General features: G+C 63.8%; 17 protein-coding genes. 13 read left to right on the top strand and 4 right to left on the bottom strand.

Translation table 11 applies throughout. From position 1 onward, the window contains the following. Positions 1-11: 11 nt before the first annotated feature. The 8 genes from purH (at position 12) to AC1Y2B_RS03845 (ending at position 8982) form a co-directional block, all read left to right on the top strand. Positions 12-1598, top strand: coding sequence for a bifunctional phosphoribosylaminoimidazolecarboxamide formyltransferase/IMP cyclohydrolase (gene purH, locus AC1Y2B_RS03810; RefSeq protein WP_482251726.1), 1587 nt, complete (start codon positions 12-14; stop codon positions 1596-1598). 1 nt (position 1599) lies between these two features. After that, positions 1600-2124 (top strand): signal peptidase II, encoded by a 525-nt coding sequence (lspA, locus tag AC1Y2B_RS03815; RefSeq protein ID WP_482251727.1) that lies wholly within the window; start codon positions 1600-1602, stop codon positions 2122-2124. Positions 2125-2194: 70 nt separating this feature from the next. Next, the gene (locus AC1Y2B_RS03820) at positions 2195-2710 is read left to right on the top strand and encodes a DUF3035 domain-containing protein (RefSeq protein WP_482251728.1); all 516 of its coding nucleotides are present in this window, start codon (positions 2195-2197) and stop codon (positions 2708-2710) included. Between the two features lie 83 nt (positions 2711-2793). After that, complete coding sequence (locus AC1Y2B_RS03825; protein ID WP_482251729.1) at positions 2794-4143, top strand: M16 family metallopeptidase; 1350 nt, start codon at positions 2794-2796, stop codon at positions 4141-4143. Next, positions 4140-5465: a M16 family metallopeptidase gene (locus tag AC1Y2B_RS03830; protein WP_482251730.1), complete on the top strand. Its 1326-nt coding sequence runs from the start codon at positions 4140-4142 to the stop codon at positions 5463-5465. The genes AC1Y2B_RS03825 and AC1Y2B_RS03830 overlap by 4 nt, the downstream gene beginning before the upstream one ends. Before the next feature lie 45 nt (positions 5466-5510). Then, positions 5511-7337 (top strand): DNA mismatch repair endonuclease MutL, encoded by a 1827-nt coding sequence (mutL, locus tag AC1Y2B_RS03835; protein WP_482251731.1) that lies wholly within the window; start codon positions 5511-5513, stop codon positions 7335-7337. Then, entirely contained in the window at positions 7334-8470 is a 1137-nt protein-coding gene (locus AC1Y2B_RS03840; RefSeq protein ID WP_482251732.1) for a DNA recombination protein RmuC, read from the top strand. Before mutL ends, AC1Y2B_RS03840 begins: the two co-directional genes overlap by 4 nt. Continuing rightward, on the top strand, positions 8467-8982 hold the full coding sequence (locus tag AC1Y2B_RS03845; RefSeq protein ID WP_482251733.1) for a HutD/Ves family protein: 516 nt from the start codon (positions 8467-8469) through the stop codon (positions 8980-8982). Before AC1Y2B_RS03840 ends, AC1Y2B_RS03845 begins: the two co-directional genes overlap by 4 nt. Here the strand turns inward: AC1Y2B_RS03845 and AC1Y2B_RS03850 are convergent. Continuing rightward, complete coding sequence (locus AC1Y2B_RS03850) at positions 8973-9941, bottom strand: aldo/keto reductase (RefSeq protein ID WP_482251734.1); 969 nt, start codon at positions 9939-9941, stop codon at positions 8973-8975. The genes AC1Y2B_RS03845 and AC1Y2B_RS03850 overlap by 10 nt on opposite strands. A gap of 8 nt (positions 9942-9949) precedes the next feature. Continuing rightward, positions 9950-10654: a purine-nucleoside phosphorylase gene (deoD, locus tag AC1Y2B_RS03855; RefSeq protein WP_482251735.1), complete on the bottom strand. Its 705-nt coding sequence runs from the start codon at positions 10652-10654 to the stop codon at positions 9950-9952. Positions 10655-10778: 124 nt separating this feature from the next. Here deoD and AC1Y2B_RS03860 point away from each other — a divergent pair, with 124 nt between their 5' ends. After that, positions 10779-13202 (top strand): beta-glucosidase family protein, encoded by a 2424-nt coding sequence (locus AC1Y2B_RS03860; protein ID WP_482251736.1) that lies wholly within the window; start codon positions 10779-10781, stop codon positions 13200-13202. Positions 13203-13234: 32 nt separating this feature from the next. Here AC1Y2B_RS03860 and AC1Y2B_RS03865 read toward each other — a convergent pair whose 3' ends face one another. Both AC1Y2B_RS03865 and AC1Y2B_RS03870 read right to left on the bottom strand, forming a co-directional pair. Further along, positions 13235-13603 carry a DUF6455 family protein gene (locus AC1Y2B_RS03865; protein ID WP_482251737.1) on the bottom strand — a complete coding sequence of 123 codons (369 nt, stop codon included), beginning with the start codon at positions 13601-13603 and terminating at the stop codon, positions 13235-13237. A gap of 94 nt (positions 13604-13697) precedes the next feature. Further along, on the bottom strand, positions 13698-15680 hold the full coding sequence (locus tag AC1Y2B_RS03870) for a methylmalonyl-CoA mutase family protein (protein WP_482251738.1): 1983 nt from the start codon (positions 15678-15680) through the stop codon (positions 13698-13700). A 125-nt stretch (positions 15681-15805) separates the two neighbouring features. On the opposite strand from AC1Y2B_RS03870, the gene AC1Y2B_RS03875 reads away from it, so the two are divergent. From AC1Y2B_RS03875 to AC1Y2B_RS03890, 4 genes are all read left to right on the top strand, one after another. Continuing rightward, positions 15806-17155 (top strand): 1-acyl-sn-glycerol-3-phosphate acyltransferase, encoded by a 1350-nt coding sequence (locus AC1Y2B_RS03875; RefSeq protein ID WP_482251739.1) that lies wholly within the window; start codon positions 15806-15808, stop codon positions 17153-17155. Positions 17156-17261: 106 nt separating this feature from the next. Next, positions 17262-17594 carry a hypothetical protein gene (locus AC1Y2B_RS03880; protein WP_482251740.1) on the top strand — a complete coding sequence of 111 codons (333 nt, stop codon included), beginning with the start codon at positions 17262-17264 and terminating at the stop codon, positions 17592-17594. Between the two features lie 134 nt (positions 17595-17728). Beyond that, positions 17729-19015 (top strand): crotonyl-CoA carboxylase/reductase, encoded by a 1287-nt coding sequence (gene ccrA / locus AC1Y2B_RS03885; RefSeq protein ID WP_482251741.1) that lies wholly within the window; start codon positions 17729-17731, stop codon positions 19013-19015. 114 nt (positions 19016-19129) lie between these two features. Further along, the gene (locus AC1Y2B_RS03890) at positions 19130-19309 is read left to right on the top strand and encodes a hypothetical protein (protein WP_482251742.1); all 180 of its coding nucleotides are present in this window, start codon (positions 19130-19132) and stop codon (positions 19307-19309) included. Positions 19310-19320: the final 11 nt, after the last annotated feature.

The raw sequence follows: 19320 nt of genomic DNA on the forward strand, positions 1-19320 counted from the left end.
AGGTGCTTGCCATGCCAAATCTCGTCCCGATCGGGCGCGCGCTGATTTCGGTTTCGGACAAATTCGGGCTGATTGAATTGACGAGGGCTTTGGCCGGGTTCGGGGTCGAGCTGATCTCGACCGGGGGCACGTCAAACATGCTGCGGGCGGCCGGGTTGAAGGTGCGCGATGTGGCGGATGTGACCGGCTTCCCCGAGATGATGGACGGGCGGGTGAAGACCTTGCATCCGAACATCCACGGGGCTTTGCTGGCTTTGCGCGATGACGATGAACACCTGCTGGCGATGGCGGCGCATGGGATTGAGCCGATCGACCTGTTGATCGTGAACCTGTACCCGTTTGAAGAGACGGTGGCCAAGGGCGCCGATCACGCGACCTGCATCGAGAACATCGACATTGGCGGGCCGGCGATGATCCGGGCGGCCTCGAAGAACCACAAGTTTGTCACGGTGATCACCGATCCGTCGGACTATGGCGCGCTGGTCGAGCAGTTGAAGGCGAATGACGGGGCGACGACGCTGGCCTTCCGGCAGAAGATGGCGCTGACGGCCTATTCGAAGACGGCGGCTTATGATGCGTCCGTCTCGGCGTGGATGGCGGGGGAGTTCAAGGAGCCCTTCCCGCGCAACCGGGCCTTTGCTGGCAAGTTTGCGCAGGGGATGCGGTATGGCGAGAACCCGCACCAGAAGGCGGCGTTTTATACCGATGGTTCGGGGCGCGCGGGCGTGGCCACGGCGCGGCAGTGGCAGGGCAAGGAACTGTCCTACAACAACATCAACGACACTGATGCGGCGTTTGAACTGGTGGCGGAGTTTGCTGGTGAGGGTCCGTCGGTGGCGATCATCAAGCACGCCAATCCGTGTGGGGTGGGCAAGGGTGCTACGCTGAAGGAGGCCTATCTGCGGGCCTATCAGTGCGACCAGACCTCGGCCTTCGGCGGGATCGTGGCGCTGAACCAGCCGCTTGACGCGGAGACGGCGGAAGAGATCGTCAAGATTTTCACGGAAGTGGTGATTGCGCCGGGGGCTTCGGACGCGGCGAAGGCGATTTTCGCGGGCAAGAAGAATTTGCGGCTGCTGACCACGGCGGGCTTGCCGGATGCCAAGGCGCCGGGGCTGGCGTTCAAGCAGGTGGCGGGCGGGATTCTGGTGCAGGACCGCGATTTCGCCGGGATTGAGGCGGCGGACCTGAAGGTGGTGACCAAGCGCAAGCCGACCGAGGCGGAAATGGCGGACCTGCTGTTTGCGTGGAAGGTGGCGAAACACGTGAAATCGAACGCCATCGTCTACGTCAAGGATGCGGCGACGGTGGGGATTGGCGCGGGTCAGATGAGCCGGGTGGATTCGACGCGGATTGCCGCGCGCAAGGCTGGCGACATGGCGGAGGCGATGAGCTTGCCGCAAAGCCCGACGATCGGGTCTGTTGTCGCCTCGGATGCGTTCTTTCCGTTTCCGGATGGGCTGCTGACGGCGGCCGAGGCGGGGGCTACGGCGGTCATTCAGCCGGGCGGGTCGATGAACGACGCATCCGTGATTGCGGCGGCGGATGCGGCGGGGTTGGCCATGGTCTTCACCGGCCAGCGCCATTTCCGGCACTGAGATGCGGCGCTGGCTGATTCCCCTTGTGGCTTTGGCGGTACTGGCGCTGGACCAGATCACCAAGGTTGCGGTGGTCTTCGGGCTGGATCTGGCCGACCGGGTCGAGATTGACGTCTGGTCGCCGTTTCTGGTGTTCCGCATGGCGTGGAACTACGGGATGAACTTCGGCCTTCTGGCAGAGGATTCGCTGCTGGCACGGGTCTTGCTGATCGGCGTGGCGGTGGTGATCTCGGTCTGGGTGTGGATCTGGGTCAAGCGCGAGCGGTGCGGTTTTCGGGCCGAGGTGGCGGCCGGGCTGCTGATTGGGGGCGCTGCGGGCAATGTGATTGACCGGCTGGCCTATGGCGCGGTGGCGGATTTCCTGAACATGTCGTGCTGCGGCATCGACAACCCCTTCGCCTTCAACGTCGCGGACGTCGCGATCTTCTTCGGCGCGGTGGGGTTGGTGCTGTTCACCAACTTCGCCGGTGGCAAGACCGGTGGCAAGTCGGCACCAACCGACGCGCCGCCCCGAAAGACCCCGTGACGTGAGGGCTTCTTTGCGCTAAGACGATCCAAATTGAGTGCAAGGGTCGGGCGGAATGCGGAAGGCACGGATGGTTCTCGCGGGGGCGGGCGTGGCGCTTATGGCGCTTGCGGCCTGCGGTGGGGGCAAAGGCACGCCGCATTTGATGAACCTGCATTCGACGACGGATGGGCCGGACGAATTCTCGATCCTGCCGCCGAAGGCCTTGGCGACACCGCCGGACCTGACGGTTTTGCCGGACCCGACGCCGGGCGGCACCAACCTGAGCGATCAGAACCCGATGAACGATGCGGTCGTGGCGCTGGGCGGCAAGCCCAAGGCGGCGGGCGGGGTTCCGGCCGGGGATTCGGGGCTGGTGTCCTATGCGGCGCGCAACGGCGAGGTGCCGGGCATCCGCGCCTCGCTTGCGGCGGATGATCTGGCGTTCCGCAAGAAGCATCCGGGCAAGCTGCTGGAGCGGGTTTTTGGCCTGACCACCTATTTCAACGCCTACAAGGCGATGTGGCTGGACCAATATGCCGAGCTTGCCAAGTGGCGGGCGGCGGGCGCGCGGACCCCCTCGGCCCCGCCGAAATCCAGCAAGTAACCTCGCATCCTGTCACAAGCGCGTGGCGGGGCTTGCGCATTGCCGCCTTGCCGCTAGCTTGACCTGCAAGGCAGGAGGACGCAATGCGCCCAGATTTCGGTTTCAAGACAGTGTGCCGCGTGGCACTGGCTTTGGTGGTGCTGGCGGGAACGGCGGTGGCCGACACGGTCAGCACGTTCAAGCTGGACAACGGCATGGATGTGGTGGTGATCGAGGATCACCGGGCACCCGTGGTGGTGCATATGGTGTGGTACAAGATCGGGGCGGCGGATGAGAGCCCGGGCCATTCCGGCATCGCGCATTTTCTGGAGCATCTGATGTTCCAAGGCACCAAAACGGTGGCGCCGGGCGATCTGTCCAAGATTGTGGCGGCGCAGGGCGGGTCTGACAACGCCTTCACCACGCAGGATTATACCGCGTATTTCCAGCGGGTTGCCGCAGACCGGCTGGATCTGGTGATGAAGCTGGAATCCGACCGGATGCACAACCTGAACCTGACGGAAAAGGATGTCGACACCGAGCGGCAGGTCATTCTGGACGAGCGCAACGAGCGGACCGACAGCGACCCGGGCGCCCTGCTGACCGAACAGATGAGTGCGGCGCAGTATATGAACCATCCCTATGGCATCCCGGTGATCGGCTGGCGCCACGAGATGGAGAAGCTGTCGCGGCAGGATGCGCTGGACTTCTACCAAGCCAATTACGCGCCCAACAATGCCATCCTTGTGGTGGCGGGCGATGTGAAGCCGCAGGATGTGCTGGCCTTGGCGCAGAAATACTACGGGCCGATCCCGCCCTCGGACAAGATCCATCCGCGGGTGCGGCCGACCGAGCCGCCGCAACTGGCGGAACGGCGGTTGGTGCTGGCGGATGCGCGGGTGGCGCAGCCCTATGTCTTGCGGACCTATCTGGCACCCGAGCGCAATCCGGGTGACCAGAAGGAGGCGGCGGCGCTGACCATGCTGGCGCAACTGCTGGGCGGCAACCGGGCGACCTCTGTCATGGCCAAGGCGCTGGAGTTTGACCAGAAAGTGGCGACGTATACCTCGGTGTCTTATGACGGGGTGTCGATGGATCCCACGACCTTCTCTTTGGCGGCGGTGCCGGCGGATGGGGTAAGTCTGGGCGACCTTGAGAAGGATATGGATGCGGTTCTGGCCAAGTTCATGAAAGACGGTGTCGACCCGGACGAGTTCGCCCGCATCAAGGCGCAGGTGAAGGCGCAGCAGGTCTATGACCGCGACAACACCGAGGGGCAGGCGCATCGGTACGGGATGGCGCTGGCATCGGGGTTGACGGTCAAGGATGTGCAGGACTGGCCGGAGGCGTTGCAGGCGGTGACGGCAGATGACGTGATGGCGGAAGCCAAGAAGGTGCTGGACCGCCACCACGCCGTGACCGGCTGGTTGACGGCTGAGGAGGCCGCGCAATGAATGCTTTTGTGAAGACCAAGGTTCTGGCGGTTCTGGCCTTCGTGCTGCTGGCCCTGCCGGCGGTGGCCGAGATCAAGATCGAGGAAGTCACCTCTCCGGGCGGGATCAAGGCCTGGCTGGTGGAGAACCATGACATTCCGTTCACGGCGATGGACATCCGGTTCAGCGGCGGCACCTCGTTGGACGCACCGGGCAAGCGCGGCGCGGTCAATCTGATGACGGCGCTGATCGAAGAGGGCGCGGGCCCCTTGGACAGTCAGGGCTTTGCTGCGGCGCGCGATGCGCTGGCGGCGGATTTCGGCTTTGACAGCGATCAGGACGGGGTGGAGGTTTCGGCCAGGTTCCTGACCGAGAACCGTGACAAGGCGATGGATCTGCTGCATCTGGCGCTGACCTCGCCGCGCTTTGACGACGCGGCGATCGAGCGGGTGCGCGGGCAGGTGCTGCAAAACATTGCCGCCAATGCCAAGGATCCTTCGGCGATCAGCGGCGATATTTTGCGGAAGGCTGCCTTTGGCGACCACCCCTATGGCACGGTGGGCGATGGCACGGCTGACAGCGTCAAGGCCCTGACCAAGCAGGATATTCTGGACGCCTATCACGGCAGCATGGCGCGCGACCGGATCTATGTGGCGGCGGCGGGCGATATCTCGGCGGCGGATCTGGGCATCTTGCTGGACAAGCTGTTGGGCGATTTGCCAGCCAAGGGGGCCCCGCAGCCCGGCGATGTGGCGTTGACGGCGAAGGGCGGCGTGATCCAGCAGGATTTCCCCGGCCCGCAAACCTCGATCAGCTTCTATCAGGCGGGCATCAAGTTTGAAGACAAGGATTACTTCGCCGCGACCATCCTGAACGAGATTCTGGGCGGCAACGGCTTTTCCTCGCGGTTGATGGAGCAGGTGCGCGAGCAGCGTGGCCTGACCTATGGGATTGACACCGGACTTGCGGCCTATGATCACGCGCAGATTCTGGAGGGCTCTTTGGCCACCGCCAATGAAAAGGCCGGCGAGGCGATGCAAGTGATCCGCGACGTCTGGGCCGATGTCGCCAAGAACGGTGTCACGCAAAAGGAACTTGACGACACCAAGACCTACATGACCGGTGCCTATCCGCTGCGGTTCGATGGCAATGCGCATATCGCCTCGATTCTGGTGGGGATGCAGATTCTGGGCCTGCCGTCGGATTATCCGGCGACGCGCAATGCCAAGGTGGAGGCGGTGACGCTGGCCGATGTGAACCGGGTGGCGAAGTCTTTGCTGACGCCGGACAAGCTGACCTTCGTGGTGGTGGGCGATGCGGTGGGGGTGACGTCCAGCCACTGAGCGAATCTGTGGCTTGGGGGGGATGGACCTGCTAGAACTGGTGGCATGAACAGTCATGCCCCCCATATACGGCCCGTGATCCGGATGCTGGACGAAGCTGCGATCAACCGGATCGCCGCCGGTGAGGTGGTCGAACGCCCCGCCTCTGCCGTGAAGGAACTGGTGGAAAATGCGCTGGATGCCGGGGCGCGGCGCGTGGTGGTGGACTATGCCGCCGGCGGCAAGGTGCTGATCCGGGTCAGTGATGATGGTTGCGGCATGACGGCCGAGGATCTGCCGATGGCGGTGGCGCGGCACGCAACCTCGAAGATCGACGGGTCGGATTTGCTGAACATCCGGTCGTTTGGGTTCCGGGGCGAGGCATTGGCCAGCCTGGGCTCTGTCGGGCGGCTAACCCTGACCTCACGCGTGGAGGGGGCGGAAGGGGCGAGCCTGTCGGTGACGGCGGGCCGGATGAGCGCGGTGCGCCCGGCGGGGGCGGCGCAGGGCACGGTGGTGGAACTGCGCGACCTGTTCTACGCCACGCCAGCCCGTCTGAAGTTTCTGCGCACCGATCGGGCGGAAGCCGGGGCGATTGCCGAGGTGGTGCGGCGTCTGGCGATGGCCGAGCCGCATGTGGGATTTTCCCTGAACGAGGTGGCAGAGGGCGAGCCGGCGCGGTCGATCCTGCGGCTGGACCCGGAAAACGGTGATTTCTTCGATGCGCTGCAGCGGCGGCTGACCAGGATGCTGGGGGCGGAGTTTACCGCCAATGCCCTGCGGATTGATGTGGAGCGCGAGGGGCTGCATCTGTCGGGCTATGCCGCGCTGCCGACCTATTCGCGCGGCTCTTCGGTGCAGCAGTTTGTCTTTGTGAATGGGCGGCCCGTGCTGGACCGCATGCTGCTGGGGGCGCTGCGCGTCGCCTATATGGATGTGCTGTCGCGTGACAGGCATCCGGCCGCCGTGCTGAACCTGAGCTGCGATCCTGAACGGGTGGACGTTAATGTTCATCCCGCCAAGTCCGAGGTGCGTTTCCGCGAGCCTGAAGCGGCGCGCAGCCTGATCATCACCGGTCTGCGCAGCGCCCTGACCGGGGCGGGGCACCGGGCGTCCTCGACCGTCGCAGAGGCCACCTTGGCGGCGTTGCGCCCGGAAGCGTCGCCCGCGGGGCCGCCGCTGAACGCCCCAAGGGTGTATCAGACGGACCGGCCCACAGGTGCCAGCCTGGCGCAGGCGTTTCGGTTGCAGGCGCCAGCCGGGTTTTCGGAAGCGCCGACCGCGCGGATCGAGCCCGCCGCGCCGGACGAAAACTTTCCATTGGGGGCGGCGCGGGCGCAGGTGCACGAGAATTACATCATCGCGCAAACCGCGACGGCGATGGTGATCGTCGACCAGCACGCGGCGCATGAGCGGCTGGTTTATGAACGGCTGAAACGCCAAAGGGACGAGACAGGGATCACGGCGCAGTCCCTGCTGATCCCTGAAATCGTTGAACTTTCCGCCACAGATGCCGGGCGTTTGCTGGAGGCTGCGGCGGAGTTGGCGCATCTGGGGCTGACGATTGAACCCTTCGGCGGCAGTGCTGTCGCGGTGCGGGAAACGCCCGCGATTCTGGGCAACGTCTCTGCCAAGGCGCTGCTGCGCGATGTGCTGGACGAGTTGGCGGATCAGGGGGAAAGCCCCTCGCTGCGCGGCAGGATGGATGCGATCCTAAGCCGGATGGCCTGCCACGGCTCGATCCGGTCTGGTCGGCAGATGCGGGCCGAGGAGATGAACGCCCTGCTGCGCGAGATGGAGGCGACGCCCCTGTCAGGCCAGTGCAATCATGGACGCCCGACCTATGTGGAGCTGAAACTGGCTGATATTGAACGATTGTTCGGCAGACGATGATTTCTGTGTTCGGGCAAAGCTACGCGTGGACAGCGCCTGAGATTTTGCTGCCGGGCGCGGTGGTATTGTTAATCCTTGGCATTCTTTTGCTGGTGCTGCGTGCCTCTGGCCGGGTGTCGCCCTTGCTGATGCAGGAGATGTCCTGGCTGTCGCAGCGCGTGCAGGGATTGTCGGAAGGACAGGAGCGGCTGGCCGGTGGTTTGCACCATGTGTCGGAGGCGCAAAGCCTGTCGCAGACGGCGATGATCCAGTTGATGGAGAACCGGCTGGCCGAGGTGCAGAGGTTCATGGGAGAGTCGCTGCAGGGCTCCTCGATGCGGACGGCGCGGTCCTTGGGCGACTTGCAGCAAAGGCTGGAAACCATCGACAAGGCGCAGGCGAACATTGAGAAGCTGTCTGGCAATGTGCTGACTTTGCAGGATATTCTGGCAAACAAACAAACGCGCGGTGCCTTTGGCGAGATCCAGCTGCACGACATCGTGGCCAAGGCGCTGCCGGCGGATGCCTACACGATGCAGGCGACGCTGTCGAACGGCCGGCGCGCGGATTGCCTGGTTCATCTGCCAAATCCGCCGGGGCCGCTGGCGATTGACGCGAAATTTCCGCTGGAAGCTTATGAGGCGCTGCGACGTGCCGAAGGGCCGCGGCAGGTGCAGGAGGCGAATGCGTTGCTGCGCAGCGCGGTGCGGGCGCATATCCGCGCGATTTCGGAAAAGTACATCATTGAGGGCGAGACGGCGGATGGGGCGATCCTGTTCCTGCCCTCGGAGGCGGTCTATGCCGAGCTGCACGCGAATTTCCCTGAGGTGGTGCGCGAGGGTTTCGCAGCGAAGGTGTGGATCGTGTCTCCGACGACCTGCATGGCGACGCTGAACACGATGCGGGCGATCCTGAAGGACGCGCGCCTGCGCGAGCAGACGGGTGCGATCCGCAAGGAATTGGGGGAATTGTCCAAGGATATTGACAGGTTATCCGAACGCGTCGGCAATCTGGACCGGCACTTCGGCCAGGCCTCCAAGGACATCGAGGAAATTCGCATCAGTGCGGACAAGGCGGGAAAACGGGCGCGGCGGTTGGATAATTTCGACTTTGAGGAACTGGCCGCCCCCAGCGCTGGAAGGGTTATAGAATGATCACTCACTTATCTTCTGCAGACTTCAAGCCGATGCCCTGGGCCAATGGAAAAGGCACCACGGTGGAGATGTTGCGGGTGGAACGCGCGGGGCGTCTTGTGCTGCGCCTGTCGCGGGCGATGGTCGTGGAGGACGGAGCCTTCAGCCTTTTTCCCGGGATCGAACGAAACCTTACGGTTCTGAGCGGGCCGGGCTTTGATCTGGTGGGCGGTGGGCTGCATCTGGCGGCGCGCGTGCTGGCGCCGGTGGCGTTTGCGGGCGATGTTGAGATGCGGGCCGAGGCGGTGATGGCGCCCTCAGAGGATTTCAATGTGATGACCGACCGCGATGTGCGGCGACCGAGGGTTTGGGTTCAGGACGCAGGCACGTCCCCGGCGGGCGCACTTCTGGCCTTGGCGGCGGGGCGGATCGGCGACCTGTTGGTTGCGCGCTATGACCTTGTGATTGCGGACCAGCCGCTGCACCACGATATGGCAGTGATCGTGGTGCAGGCGGAGGGGCTTCAGCAGTAGCGTTCGATGGCCTGGGTCTGGTGGTCGCCGTAGCGGTCGCCGTAGGCAAAGCCCGGTGGCAGGATTCGGTTAATTTCGGCGTGATCTTCCGGCGTCAGGGTGATGGTCGCGCCTTGTGCGAATTGGCGCAGGTTTGCGGCGGAGCGTGTGCCGGGAATCGGGATCAGGTGCTCACCTTGCGAGAGGACCCAAGCGATGGCCGTGGCGGGTGTCGACCAGCCGCGAGAGGCGCAGAAGGCGCGAAACGCGTTTATTTTCAGGGTATTGGCGCTGAAGTTCGGCTCGGTGAAACGGGGGTTGGTGCCGCGGAAACCGTCAGTTGGCAGGGCAATCGGCGCGTTGCCCAGCATGCCACGGGCGAGGGGGGAGAAGGGGATGAAGGCCACGCCAAGGGCCTTGCAGGCCTGAATCAGACCAAGTTCGGGTAGGCGCGTCCAAAGCGAATATTCGTTCTGTATGGCGGTGCAGGGATAGATGGCATGGGCCCGGCGCAGGGTGTCGGGGGCAATTTCGGACATGCCGTAGCCGCCGATCTTGCCTTCTTCCACCAAGCGGGAAAGGGTGCCGATCACCTCTTCGAGCGGGCGGGCGTGTTCGCGGCGGTGGATGTAGAAGAGCTCCACATGGTCGCGGTTCAGACGTTTGAGCGAGATGTCCAATTCGCTGCGCAGGTGGCTTTCCGAGTTGTCGATGCGGCGGGGGGTGCTGTTGACGACGCTGGCCTTGGTGGCGATGGTGACTTGGGGTTTGCGGGTCGTCAGCCATTTTCCGATGACGTCTTCCGAAATGCCCATGCCGTAGATGTTGGCCGTGTCGATGAAGGTGATGCCTTCCTCCAGCATGGCGTCAAGGCAGGCGAGGCTGGTCGCCTCGTCCGTCGGGCCGAAGATGCCGCCGAAGGACATGGCGCCAAGGCCGATGGCGGACACTTGGGACGTGCCGAGTTTGCGGGTTTGCATGGGGAACCTCAGGTAAATGCAGCTTCAAGGGCGACTTCGACCATCGCGCCGAATGATCGTTCGCGTTGGTCGGCAGGCAGCGCCTCGTGCGTCAGGATATGATCGGAAATTGTCAGGACGGCGAGGGCGCGGCGTTGGTAGCGCGCGGCGATTGTGTAAAGTTCTGCGGCCTCCATCTCGACGCAGAGGGTGCCGTGGCGCTGCAACTGGTCGCTGAGGTCTTGGCGTTCGTCATAGAAGGTGTCCGAGGAGTAGATTCCGCCGACATGGACCGGAACGCCGATTTTCAGGGCGGCGGCATGGGCGGCGGACAGCAGGCCAAAATCGGCGCAGGGGGCGAAGTTCAGCTCTTTGAAGATCGACCGCGAGGGGGAGCCGTTGGTGGAGGCAGTTTGCGCCAGCACGACGTCGCGGACCTTGACGTGGTGTTGCAGCGCCCCGGCGGAGCCGATGCGGATCAGGGTTTGTGCACCGTAATCGCGGATCAGTTCATTGGCGTAGATCGATAGCGAAGGCATGCCCATGCCGGAGCCGTGGATGGTGACAGGGTGGCCTTTCCAGGTGCCGGTATAGCCCAGCATGCCGCGCACTTCGTTGACCAGGACGGGGTTTTCCAGAAATGTCTCGGCCGCCCAGCGGGCGCGGTAAGGGTCGCCGGGCATGAGGACGGTCTCGGCGATGTCGCCGGGTTTTGCACCAATATGGAAGGTCATTCTGCGCTCCTGTTTGGCGCAGGTTAGCCAGCGCGTGGGGCGGTGACTAGGTCACTATAACGTTATAGCTTGCTTTTTGTGTCGGAATCATCGACTAGCCGCCAAACCCCCGAAGGAGAGCGCCATGCAGGATATCGAAGCGATTCTGGATCAGATGAGCCTGGAGGAGCAGGTGGATCTGTTGTCGGGCGCCGATTTCTGGTCGGTGCGGGGCAATGCGCGGCTGGGCACGGGCTGGCTGCGGGTGACGGACGGGCCGAACGGGGCGCGGGGCGGCGGGTCTTTGGTGGGCGGCGTCAAATCGGCGGCGTTTCCGGTGGGGATTGCGCTGGGGGCGACGTGGGACCCGGCGCTGACGCAGGAGATTGGTGCGGCGCTGGCGGATGAGGTGAAGTCGAAGGGCGCGCATGTGTCCTTGGCACCGACGTGCAACATTCAACGCTCGGTCACCAACGGGCGGAATTTCGAGTGCTATTCCGAGGACCCGATCCTGACCGGGGACCTTGCGGTCGGGTATATTCAGGGGCTGCAGGGGCAGGGGATTTCCGCGACGATCAAGCATTTCGCCGGCAACGAAAGCGAGATCGAGCGGACGACGATGTCTTCGGACATTGATGAGCGGACGTTGCGGGAAGTGTACCTGATCCCCTTTGAGGCCGCGGTGAAGCGGGGCAAGACCTGGGGGATCATGTCATCCTACAACAAGGTCAATGGGACCTATGCGGCGGAAAACCATTGGCTTTTGACCAAGGTGCTGCGCGAGGACTGGGGCTATGACGGCGTGGTGATGTCAGACTGGTTCGGGTCACGTTCGACGGAACCCACGGTGAATGCCGGGTTGGATCTGGAGATGCCGGGGCCGACGCGGGACCGGGGTGACAAGCTGGTGGCGGCGGTGAAGGCGGGGACGGTGTCGGCCGAGACCGTGCGGGAGAGGGCGCGCAATGTGCTGCGCCTGATGGCGCGGGTGGGGTCTTTGGACGACCACCGGGCGCATCAGGAAGTGGCCGAGGACCGGCCGGAGCATCGGGCGCTGATCCGGCGCGCGGGCGCGGAAGGTGCGGTTCTGCTGAAGAATGACGGGCTTTTGCCCTTGGCGAAGGCGGGCTCGGTCGCGGTGATCGGGCCAAATGCCAAGATGGCGCAGATCATGGGCGGGGGCTCGGCCCAGTTGAACCCGCATTATATGGTTTCGCCTTGGCAGGGGCTTGCGGCAGCTTTGGGGGAAGAGGCGCTGACCTTTGCGCCGGGCTGCACGAACCGGCTGTTCGAGCCGCTTTTGACCGGCACGTTCAAGGTGGAATTCTTCGCCAATCAGGCGTTGCAGGGCGAAGTGGTGGCGGTGGAGACGATGGAGGATGCCACGGCCTTCTGGATCCCGCCGGTGGCTGGCGGAAAGGTGGACCCCAAGGTGTTTTCGGCCCGGATCACCGGGACCTATGTGCCGGAAACCTCTGGTCTGTATCGGCTGGGCATCGCGGCGGCGTGCTATGCCAAGGTCTATGTCGATGACCATCTGGTGGCAAACGCCTGGGACGGTTGGAAGAAAGGGCATACGTTCTTCGAAGAGGGCTGCGACGAGGTGGTGGGCGAGGTGCGGCTGGAAGCCGGGCGCGTGCACCAGATCCGGATCGAGGTCGTCAGCAAACCTTCGGACAATCTGGGGTTCTCGGCGGTGCGGGTGGGGGTTGGCCTGCCGATGGGGGATGCCGAGATTGCCGAAGCGGTGAAGGTGGCGGCTGCCGCGGAGCGCGCGGTGCTGTTTGTCGGGCGCAGCGGCGAGTGGGACACCGAAGGGTCAGACCTGCCGGGCATCCGGCTGCCGGGGCGGCAGGATGAGTTGATCCGGGCGGTGCTGGCGGCCAATCCGAACACGGTTGTGGTGCTGCAGACCGGCGGGCCGGTGGAGATGCCTTGGATCGACGAGGCGCGGGCTGTGTTGCAGGCGTGGTATCCGGGGCAAGAGGCCGGCAATGCGATTGCCGATGTGCTGCTGGGCGCCGAACCCGGCGGGCGGCTGGCGCAGACGTTCCCGCGGATTTGGGCGCATAACCCTACACACAGCCAGGATAAGGAGATTTATCCGGGGCTGAACGGGCATGTGCGATATGAGGAAGGCACCTTCATCGGCTATCGCCACTATGACCGGATGGGGATCGAGCCGCTGTTCCCGTTTGGGCATGGGCTGTCCTATGCCAGTTTCGCGCTGAGTGACGTGGCGGCGGATGCCACGGGCGTCTGGGCCACGGTGACCAACACGGGCGCGCGCGCCGGGTCAACGGTGGTGCAGGTCTATGTGGGGGATGTTGACGCCTCGGTTCCGCGACCGAAGAAGGAGTTGAAGGGTTTTGCCAAGGTGCGTCTGGTGGCCGGGGAAAGCCAGCGGCTGCGGATTGCCCTGGAGGACCGCGCCTTTGCCTTCTTCGATGTGACGACGGGGCACTGGCAGATCGAGGCCGGGGCTTTTGAAATCTCCACAGGGTTTTCAGCCGCCGATCTGGTGTCGGTGGCCGTGATCGAACGACCGGCGGCAGCCCTGCCGGTGTAACCGCCCAGCCAAGGGGGCTTCCCCCTTGGCTGTCACGCCGAGGCGAGGGGTTGTTCGGCTTGGGCGGTGAAAGTGTCGTAGTTCAGGCAGAATTCGGCTTCCAGCGGCGAGGCATCGGCACCGCGTGCCAGAAGATGTGCGCATTTGGCGCGATCCCGGCAGTTGCCGCAGGTCGAGAGGATATCAAGATAGGCGTCGTGGTTGACCTGCAGTTCGGCATCCGAGATGCCGAAGATCGCGGCCATGTGCTTGACCCGCTCTCCGATATCGCGGGGCATGCGGGCAAAGGCCTGCACCTGCTCGCGCGACATGCCGAGGTCGTCCAGATCGCGCTCGGACAACTCGTTGATTTCCTTGACGTCGTGCCAGCGTTCCAGCAGCGATTTGATGCGTTCGAACATGGGGGCCTCCATTGGGTATGGAGGCTTTGTGGCGGGTGTCGCGCCGGGCCGCCTTGACTTAGCGCAAACCAAGTGCGGGAATGATGTGTTTTCGTCAGGCTGCGACGGGGGTCTTGTCCGCAAGTCGAACGATATCCGCCATGATGCGGTTCAGGTCGAAATCTTTGGGCGTGTAGATGGCGGCGACGCCAAGGGCCTTGAGTGAGGCGGCGTCGGCGTCCGGAATGATGCCGCCGATGACGAGGGGGATGTGCAGGCCGGCGTCGCGCAAGCCGGTCAGCACGTCTTCGACCAGTGGCATGTGGCTGCCGGACAGGATGGACAGGCCGATGACGTGGGGCTTTTCCTCAATCGCTTGGGCGATGATGTCGGCGGGGGTGTGGCGGATGCCATCGTAGTGGATCGCCATGCCGCAATCGCGGGCGCGGGCGGTGATTTGTTCCGCGCCGTTGGAATGGCCGTCGAGGCCGGGCTTGCCGATCAGCAATTTCAGGCGACGGCCAAGACGGGTGGAGACGGCGTCGACCTCGGCGCGGATCGCATCGAGGCCCTCGGTCCGGTTGGACGGGGATTTGGAGACGCCGGTCGGGGCGCGGTATTCGCCAAAGGCGGCGCGGATGGCGGCACCCCATTCGCCGGTGGTGACGCCGGCTTTGGCGGCAGCGATGGAGGGGGGCATGATGTTCTCGCCACTGATGGCGGCTTGGCGCAGCGCGGTCAGGGCGCGGTTGACGGCGACGCCGTCGCGCGTGGTGCGCCAATGGTGCAGGCGGGTGATCTGGTCAGCCTCGGCCTCGGGGTCGGAGGCGAGGATGGAGGAGATGCCGGTGGTGAGGGGGGAGGGTTCTGCTTCGCGGTAGCGGTTGACGCCGACAACCACTTGGTCGCCCCGCTCGATCCGGGCAAGGCGTTCGGAATTGGCCTCGACCAGACGGGATTTCATGTGGGGGATGCAAGCTATGGCACCGCCCATCGCTTCGATCTGCGCCAGTTCTTCGGTGGCGGCGGCTTTCAGCGCCTGCACCTTGGCGTCGATGGCGGGGTTGCCGTCGAAGAGGTCGGGGAATTCCAGAAGGTCGGTTTCGTAAGCGAGGATCTGTTGCAGGCGCAGGGACCATTGCTGATCCCATGGGCGGGGCAGGCCCAAAGCCTCGTTCCAGGCGGGCAGCTGCACGGCGCGGGCGCGGGCGTTTTTCGAAAGGGTGACGGCCAGCATTTCAATCAGGATGCGGGCGACGTTGTTTTCGGGCTGCTGTTCGGTCAGGCCAAGGGAGTTGACCTGCACGCCGTAACGGAAGCGGCGGTGACGTTCTTCGGTGATGTTGTAGCGGGTGAGGCACAGGTCGTCCCACATCTCGACAAAAGCGCGCATCTTGCAGAGTTCGGTGACGAAGCGGATGCCGGCGTTGACGAAGAAAGAGATGCGGCCGACCATGGCGGGGAAGTCTTCGGGGGCGACTTTGGCCCGCAGGTCATCCAGCACGGCAATGGCGGTGGCCAAGGCGTAAGCCAGTTCCTGTTCCGGCGTCGCCCCTGCTTCCTGCAGGTGATAGCTGCAAACGTTCATCGGGTTCCACTTCGGCAGCGCCTTGGCGGTGTAGGCGGCGACGTCGGTGATCATCCGCAAACTGGGCGCGGGCGGGCAGATATAGGTGCCGCGCGACAGGTATTCCTTGATGATGTCGTTCTGCACGGTGCCTTGCAGGGTGGCTATGTCGGCGCCTTGCTCCTCGGCCACCGCAACATACAGCGCCAGCAGCCACGGGGCGGTGGCGTTGATCGTCATCGAGGTGTTCATCTGGCTTAGGGGGATATCGGCGAACAACGCCCGCATGTCGCCCAGATGGCCGATCGGCACGCCAACTTTGCCAACCTCGCCGCGCGACAGGATGTGGTCACTGTCGTAGCCGGTTTGGGTCGGCAGGTCGAAGGCGACGGAAAGACCGGTTTGCCCCTTGGCGAGGTTTCCACGGTACAGCGCGTTCGAGGCCGCCGCGGTGGAATGGCCCGCGTAGGTGCGGAACAGCCAGGGTTGGTCTTTCTGCGGTTGCATCGGTGTCGGCATGGGTGGCCTCATGAATCGGTGTCGCAATTTTATTGCGTCATGTGCGGCATAGCAGCAAGTTTCGGCAAGTGTCAATTCGCTGCAATGCGGCGGAGAGGGGAAATTGCGAAGGGGGGCGGGGCGTGGCATGAAGGCACATGACCCAGAATATCCCTGTGCCGCTGTGGCTGCTGATCCTGATCCTTGCCTTTGCCGCGACCTCGTTTGCGTCGAATTTCCTGTTCCCGTCCGTGCGTTGGTTCTTTCGCCGCCGGATGGAGCGTTGGGTGGCACGACTGAACGAAAAGTTGGACCGGCCCATCGACATCTTCAAGCTGGCAGAGCGGCAGGATCGGATTGCCCGGCTGGTCTATGATCCGCAGGTGCTGGCGGCGGTGACGGAACATGCTGCGTCCGAGGGGATTCCGCCCTCGGTCTCGTTTGAAGAGGCGCGGCACTATGCGCGCGAGATTGTGCCGGGATTTTCGACGACGCTGTATTTCGGGGTGGCAATCCGCCTGGCGAAGTGGCTGACGCGGCGGTTGTACCGGGTGCGGTTTGGCCGGATTGATGGGGCTTTGCAGCACATTGACCCCGATGCGACGGTGGTGTTCGTGATGAACCACCGGTCCAACATGGATTACGTGCTGGTGACCTGGCTGGTGTCCGGTCGCGCCTCGATCTCTTATGCGGTGGGGGAATGGGCGCGGATCTGGCCGTTTTCGCGGTTCATCCGGGCGCTGGGGGCCTATTTCATCCGGCGTGGGTCGAAGAACACGCTCTACCGCCGGGTTTTGGCCCGGTATGTGCAGATGACCACGGCGGAGGGGATCACGCAGGCGATCTTCCCCGAGGGTGGCTTGAGCCTGGATGGCCGGGTTGGCGCGGCGCGGTTGGGGCTGCTGTCGTATATCATGACGGGGTTTGAACCGGGGGGGCGCGATGTGGTCTTCGTGCCGGTGGGCCTGAATTACGACCGGGTGCTGGAGGATGGGGTGCTGACAGCGGCGGCCGCCAGTGGCGAGCGGCGCTTTCGCGTCAACCCGCTGAGTGCCCTGTGGTTCGGGGCGCTGGCTGTGCTGCGGTTTGCCTTGCGTCGCTTTCGGGGGTTTGGCACGGCGGCGGCGTCGTTCGGGGCACCGATCTCGTTGCGGGCGTATCTGGCAGAGGTGCCGGAGGCCTCGGCCGAGGGCTTGGGCTTGCGGTTGATGGCGGCGATTGCCCGGGTGGTGCCGGTGGTGCCGGTGTCGCTGGTCGCCGCAGCCCTGCAGCAGGGCGAGGGGGGCAGGCCCGGGCTTCTGGCGCGGGCTGCGGCGCTGCAGGATCGGCTGGCCGCGCTGGGGGCGGAACTGAAACTGGCGCCTCAGGGCATCGAGGCGACGGTGGACGAGGGGCTGTCAGCCCTGAGAGCGCGCGGCATTGTGGGCGCGGATCTGCGGCCCATTGCTGCGCAGCATCTGCTTTTGCAGTTTTACGCCGCTTCTGTGCAACAGAGGCTGACACTTTAGCGCTGATGGCTCTCACGAAAGGTTGATCCTGCGATTCCTGCCCTTTAGCCTTGGGGCATCGGCGATTGGCCGAGCAACGCACAGGGGATTTTACAACGTGAAACTGATGACAGCATTTCTTCTTGGCTTTGGCGCACTGACATTGACAGCATGCGACGACACCACAACGACAACCACCTCGGCGGATCGCCATGTGACGATCGTCAACAACACCAACACCGCGATCCGGGAGTTCTACGGCTCCAACGCCGGTGCCGACACCTGGCAGGAAGATATCCTTGGCGCCGATGTTTTGCCGGCGGGCAGTTCCGTGAACATCAACTTTGACGATGGTTCGGGCTATTGCAACTTCGATTTCAAGGCCGTCTTTACCGATGGCACCTCGCTGGTTGACAGCAACGTGGACGTCTGCACGACCTCGACCGTCACCTTCAACTGATCTTCGCCGCGCCGCGGCAGACATAAAATTACAAAATCGCGCAGGATTGTATTGCAATCTTGCGCGCAACTTTATATCCCGGTGCCATCACGTCCCGCGATTCTGCGGTGCGGCATGTCTTTGGGAGGCCCCTCATGGCGCTCGATTCACAAAAACTGGCCTATGATGCGCCGGTGAAGGACCTGTACGAGCTGGGCGAGATGCCGCCCCTTGGCCATGTTCCCGCGCAGATGTACGCTTGGGCGATCCGGCGCGAGCGGCATGGCGAGCCGGATACCGCGATGCAGGTGGAAGTGGTGGAGACGCCCACGATTGACCCGCATGAAGTGCTGGTTCTGGTGATGGCAGCGGGGGTGAATTACAACGGGGTCTGGGCCTGTCTGGGGACGCCGATTTCGCCGTTCGACGGGCATGGCGCACCGTTCCACATCGCCGGGTCGGATGCGGCGGGGATCGTCTGGAGGGTGGGCGACAAGGTCAAACGCTGGAAGGTCGGCGATGAAGTGGTCATACATTGCAACCAGGATGACGGCGATGACGAGGAATGCAACGGCGGCGACCCGATGTTCTCTCCGTCGCAGCGGATCTGGGGATATGAGACTCCGGACGGTTCTTTTGCACAGTTCACAAGGGTGCAGGCGCAACAGTTGATGCGGCGGCCGCAGCACCAGTCTTGGGAGGAGTCGGCTTGCTATACGCTGACGCTGGCCACGGCGTACCGGATGCTGTTCAGTCACAAACCGCATGAGCTGCGGCCGGGGCAGAATGTGCTGGTCTGGGGCGCCTCGGGCGGGCTTGGGTCCTATGCGGTGCAGTTGATCAACACAGCGGGCGGCAACGCCATCGGCGTGATCAGCGACGAGGACAAGCGCGATTTCGTCATGGGGCTGGGCGCCAAAGGCGTCATCAACCGCAAGGATTTCAAGTGCTGGGGCCAGATGCCCACGGTGAACACGCCCGCTTACAAGGAATGGTTCAACGAGGTCCGCAAGTTCGGCAAGGCGATCTGGGATATCACCGGCAAGGGTAACAACGTTGACCTGGTGTTTGAACATCCAGGCGAGTCGACCTTCCCCGTCTCGGTCTTCGTGGTCAAGCGGGGCGGGATGGTGGTGATCTGCGCGGGCACGACGGGGTATAACCTGACGCTGGATGCGCGCTATCTGTGGATGCACCAGAAGCGCGTGCAGGGCAGCCACTTTGCCAACCTCAAGCAGGCGAGTGCGGCCAACCAGTTGATGATCGAGCGGCGGCTGGACCCGTGCCTGTCGGAAGTCTTCCCTTGGGCGGAAATCCCCGCCGCCCATATGAAGATGCTGAAGAACGTTCACAAACCGGGTAACATGGCCGTGCTGGTGCAAGCCCCGCGCACCGGGCTCAGAACATTCGAAGACACGCTGGAGGCGAGCCGCGAGCGTTAGGCGTTTCCTGTTGACATACAGTATGTTGCAGGCCGCGTGGGTTATTTCATCCGGAGCGTGCGGGTATCATGAAAGTGGCATTTGATGTGAATGCCGCCTTTCCCCGGAGCGCTGATGGGCTACGACTGGATTTTCGACGTGCTGGAAGACCTGAAGTCTTTCGCGACTGCGAACGGGCTTCCGGCACTTGCCGCCAAGGCTGACGAGGCCCTGAAAGTCGCAACTCAGGAGGTTGCTGCACTGGACAACGCGCCGGTCAAGGTTCCGCCGCGACGCAGCGGTTCGACCCACTAGGGCTATGGCCT

The sequence above is a fragment of the Stagnihabitans sp. genome, from assembly GCF_964946895.1.

What these genes read in the sequence shown, in the direction of transcription:
- purH (WP_482251726.1), top strand. Translation starts at nt 12, where the DNA reads ATGCCAAATCTCGTCCCGATCGGGCGCGCGCTGATTTCGGTTTCGGAC.
- lspA (WP_482251727.1), top strand. Translation starts at nt 1,600, where the DNA reads ATGCGGCGCTGGCTGATTCCCCTTGTGGCTTTGGCGGTACTGGCGCTG.
- AC1Y2B_RS03820 (WP_482251728.1), top strand. Translation starts at nt 2,195, where the DNA reads ATGGTTCTCGCGGGGGCGGGCGTGGCGCTTATGGCGCTTGCGGCCTGC.
- AC1Y2B_RS03825 (WP_482251729.1), top strand. Translation starts at nt 2,794, where the DNA reads ATGCGCCCAGATTTCGGTTTCAAGACAGTGTGCCGCGTGGCACTGGCT.
- AC1Y2B_RS03830 (WP_482251730.1), top strand. Translation starts at nt 4,140, where the DNA reads ATGAATGCTTTTGTGAAGACCAAGGTTCTGGCGGTTCTGGCCTTCGTG.
- mutL (WP_482251731.1), top strand. Translation starts at nt 5,511, where the DNA reads ATGAACAGTCATGCCCCCCATATACGGCCCGTGATCCGGATGCTGGAC.
- AC1Y2B_RS03840 (WP_482251732.1), top strand. Translation starts at nt 7,334, where the DNA reads ATGATTTCTGTGTTCGGGCAAAGCTACGCGTGGACAGCGCCTGAGATT.
- AC1Y2B_RS03845 (WP_482251733.1), top strand. Translation starts at nt 8,467, where the DNA reads ATGATCACTCACTTATCTTCTGCAGACTTCAAGCCGATGCCCTGGGCC.
- AC1Y2B_RS03850 (WP_482251734.1), bottom strand. Translation starts at nt 9,941, where the DNA reads ATGCAAACCCGCAAACTCGGCACGTCCCAAGTGTCCGCCATCGGCCTT.
- deoD (WP_482251735.1), bottom strand. Translation starts at nt 10,654, where the DNA reads ATGACCTTCCATATTGGTGCAAAACCCGGCGACATCGCCGAGACCGTC.
- AC1Y2B_RS03860 (WP_482251736.1), top strand. Translation starts at nt 10,779, where the DNA reads ATGCAGGATATCGAAGCGATTCTGGATCAGATGAGCCTGGAGGAGCAG.
- AC1Y2B_RS03865 (WP_482251737.1), bottom strand. Translation starts at nt 13,603, where the DNA reads ATGTTCGAACGCATCAAATCGCTGCTGGAACGCTGGCACGACGTCAAG.
- AC1Y2B_RS03870 (WP_482251738.1), bottom strand. Translation starts at nt 15,680, where the DNA reads ATGAGGCCACCCATGCCGACACCGATGCAACCGCAGAAAGACCAACCC.
- AC1Y2B_RS03875 (WP_482251739.1), top strand. Translation starts at nt 15,806, where the DNA reads ATGACCCAGAATATCCCTGTGCCGCTGTGGCTGCTGATCCTGATCCTT.
- AC1Y2B_RS03880 (WP_482251740.1), top strand. Translation starts at nt 17,262, where the DNA reads ATGACAGCATTTCTTCTTGGCTTTGGCGCACTGACATTGACAGCATGC.
- ccrA (WP_482251741.1), top strand. Translation starts at nt 17,729, where the DNA reads ATGGCGCTCGATTCACAAAAACTGGCCTATGATGCGCCGGTGAAGGAC.
- AC1Y2B_RS03890 (WP_482251742.1), top strand. Translation starts at nt 19,130, where the DNA reads ATGGGCTACGACTGGATTTTCGACGTGCTGGAAGACCTGAAGTCTTTC.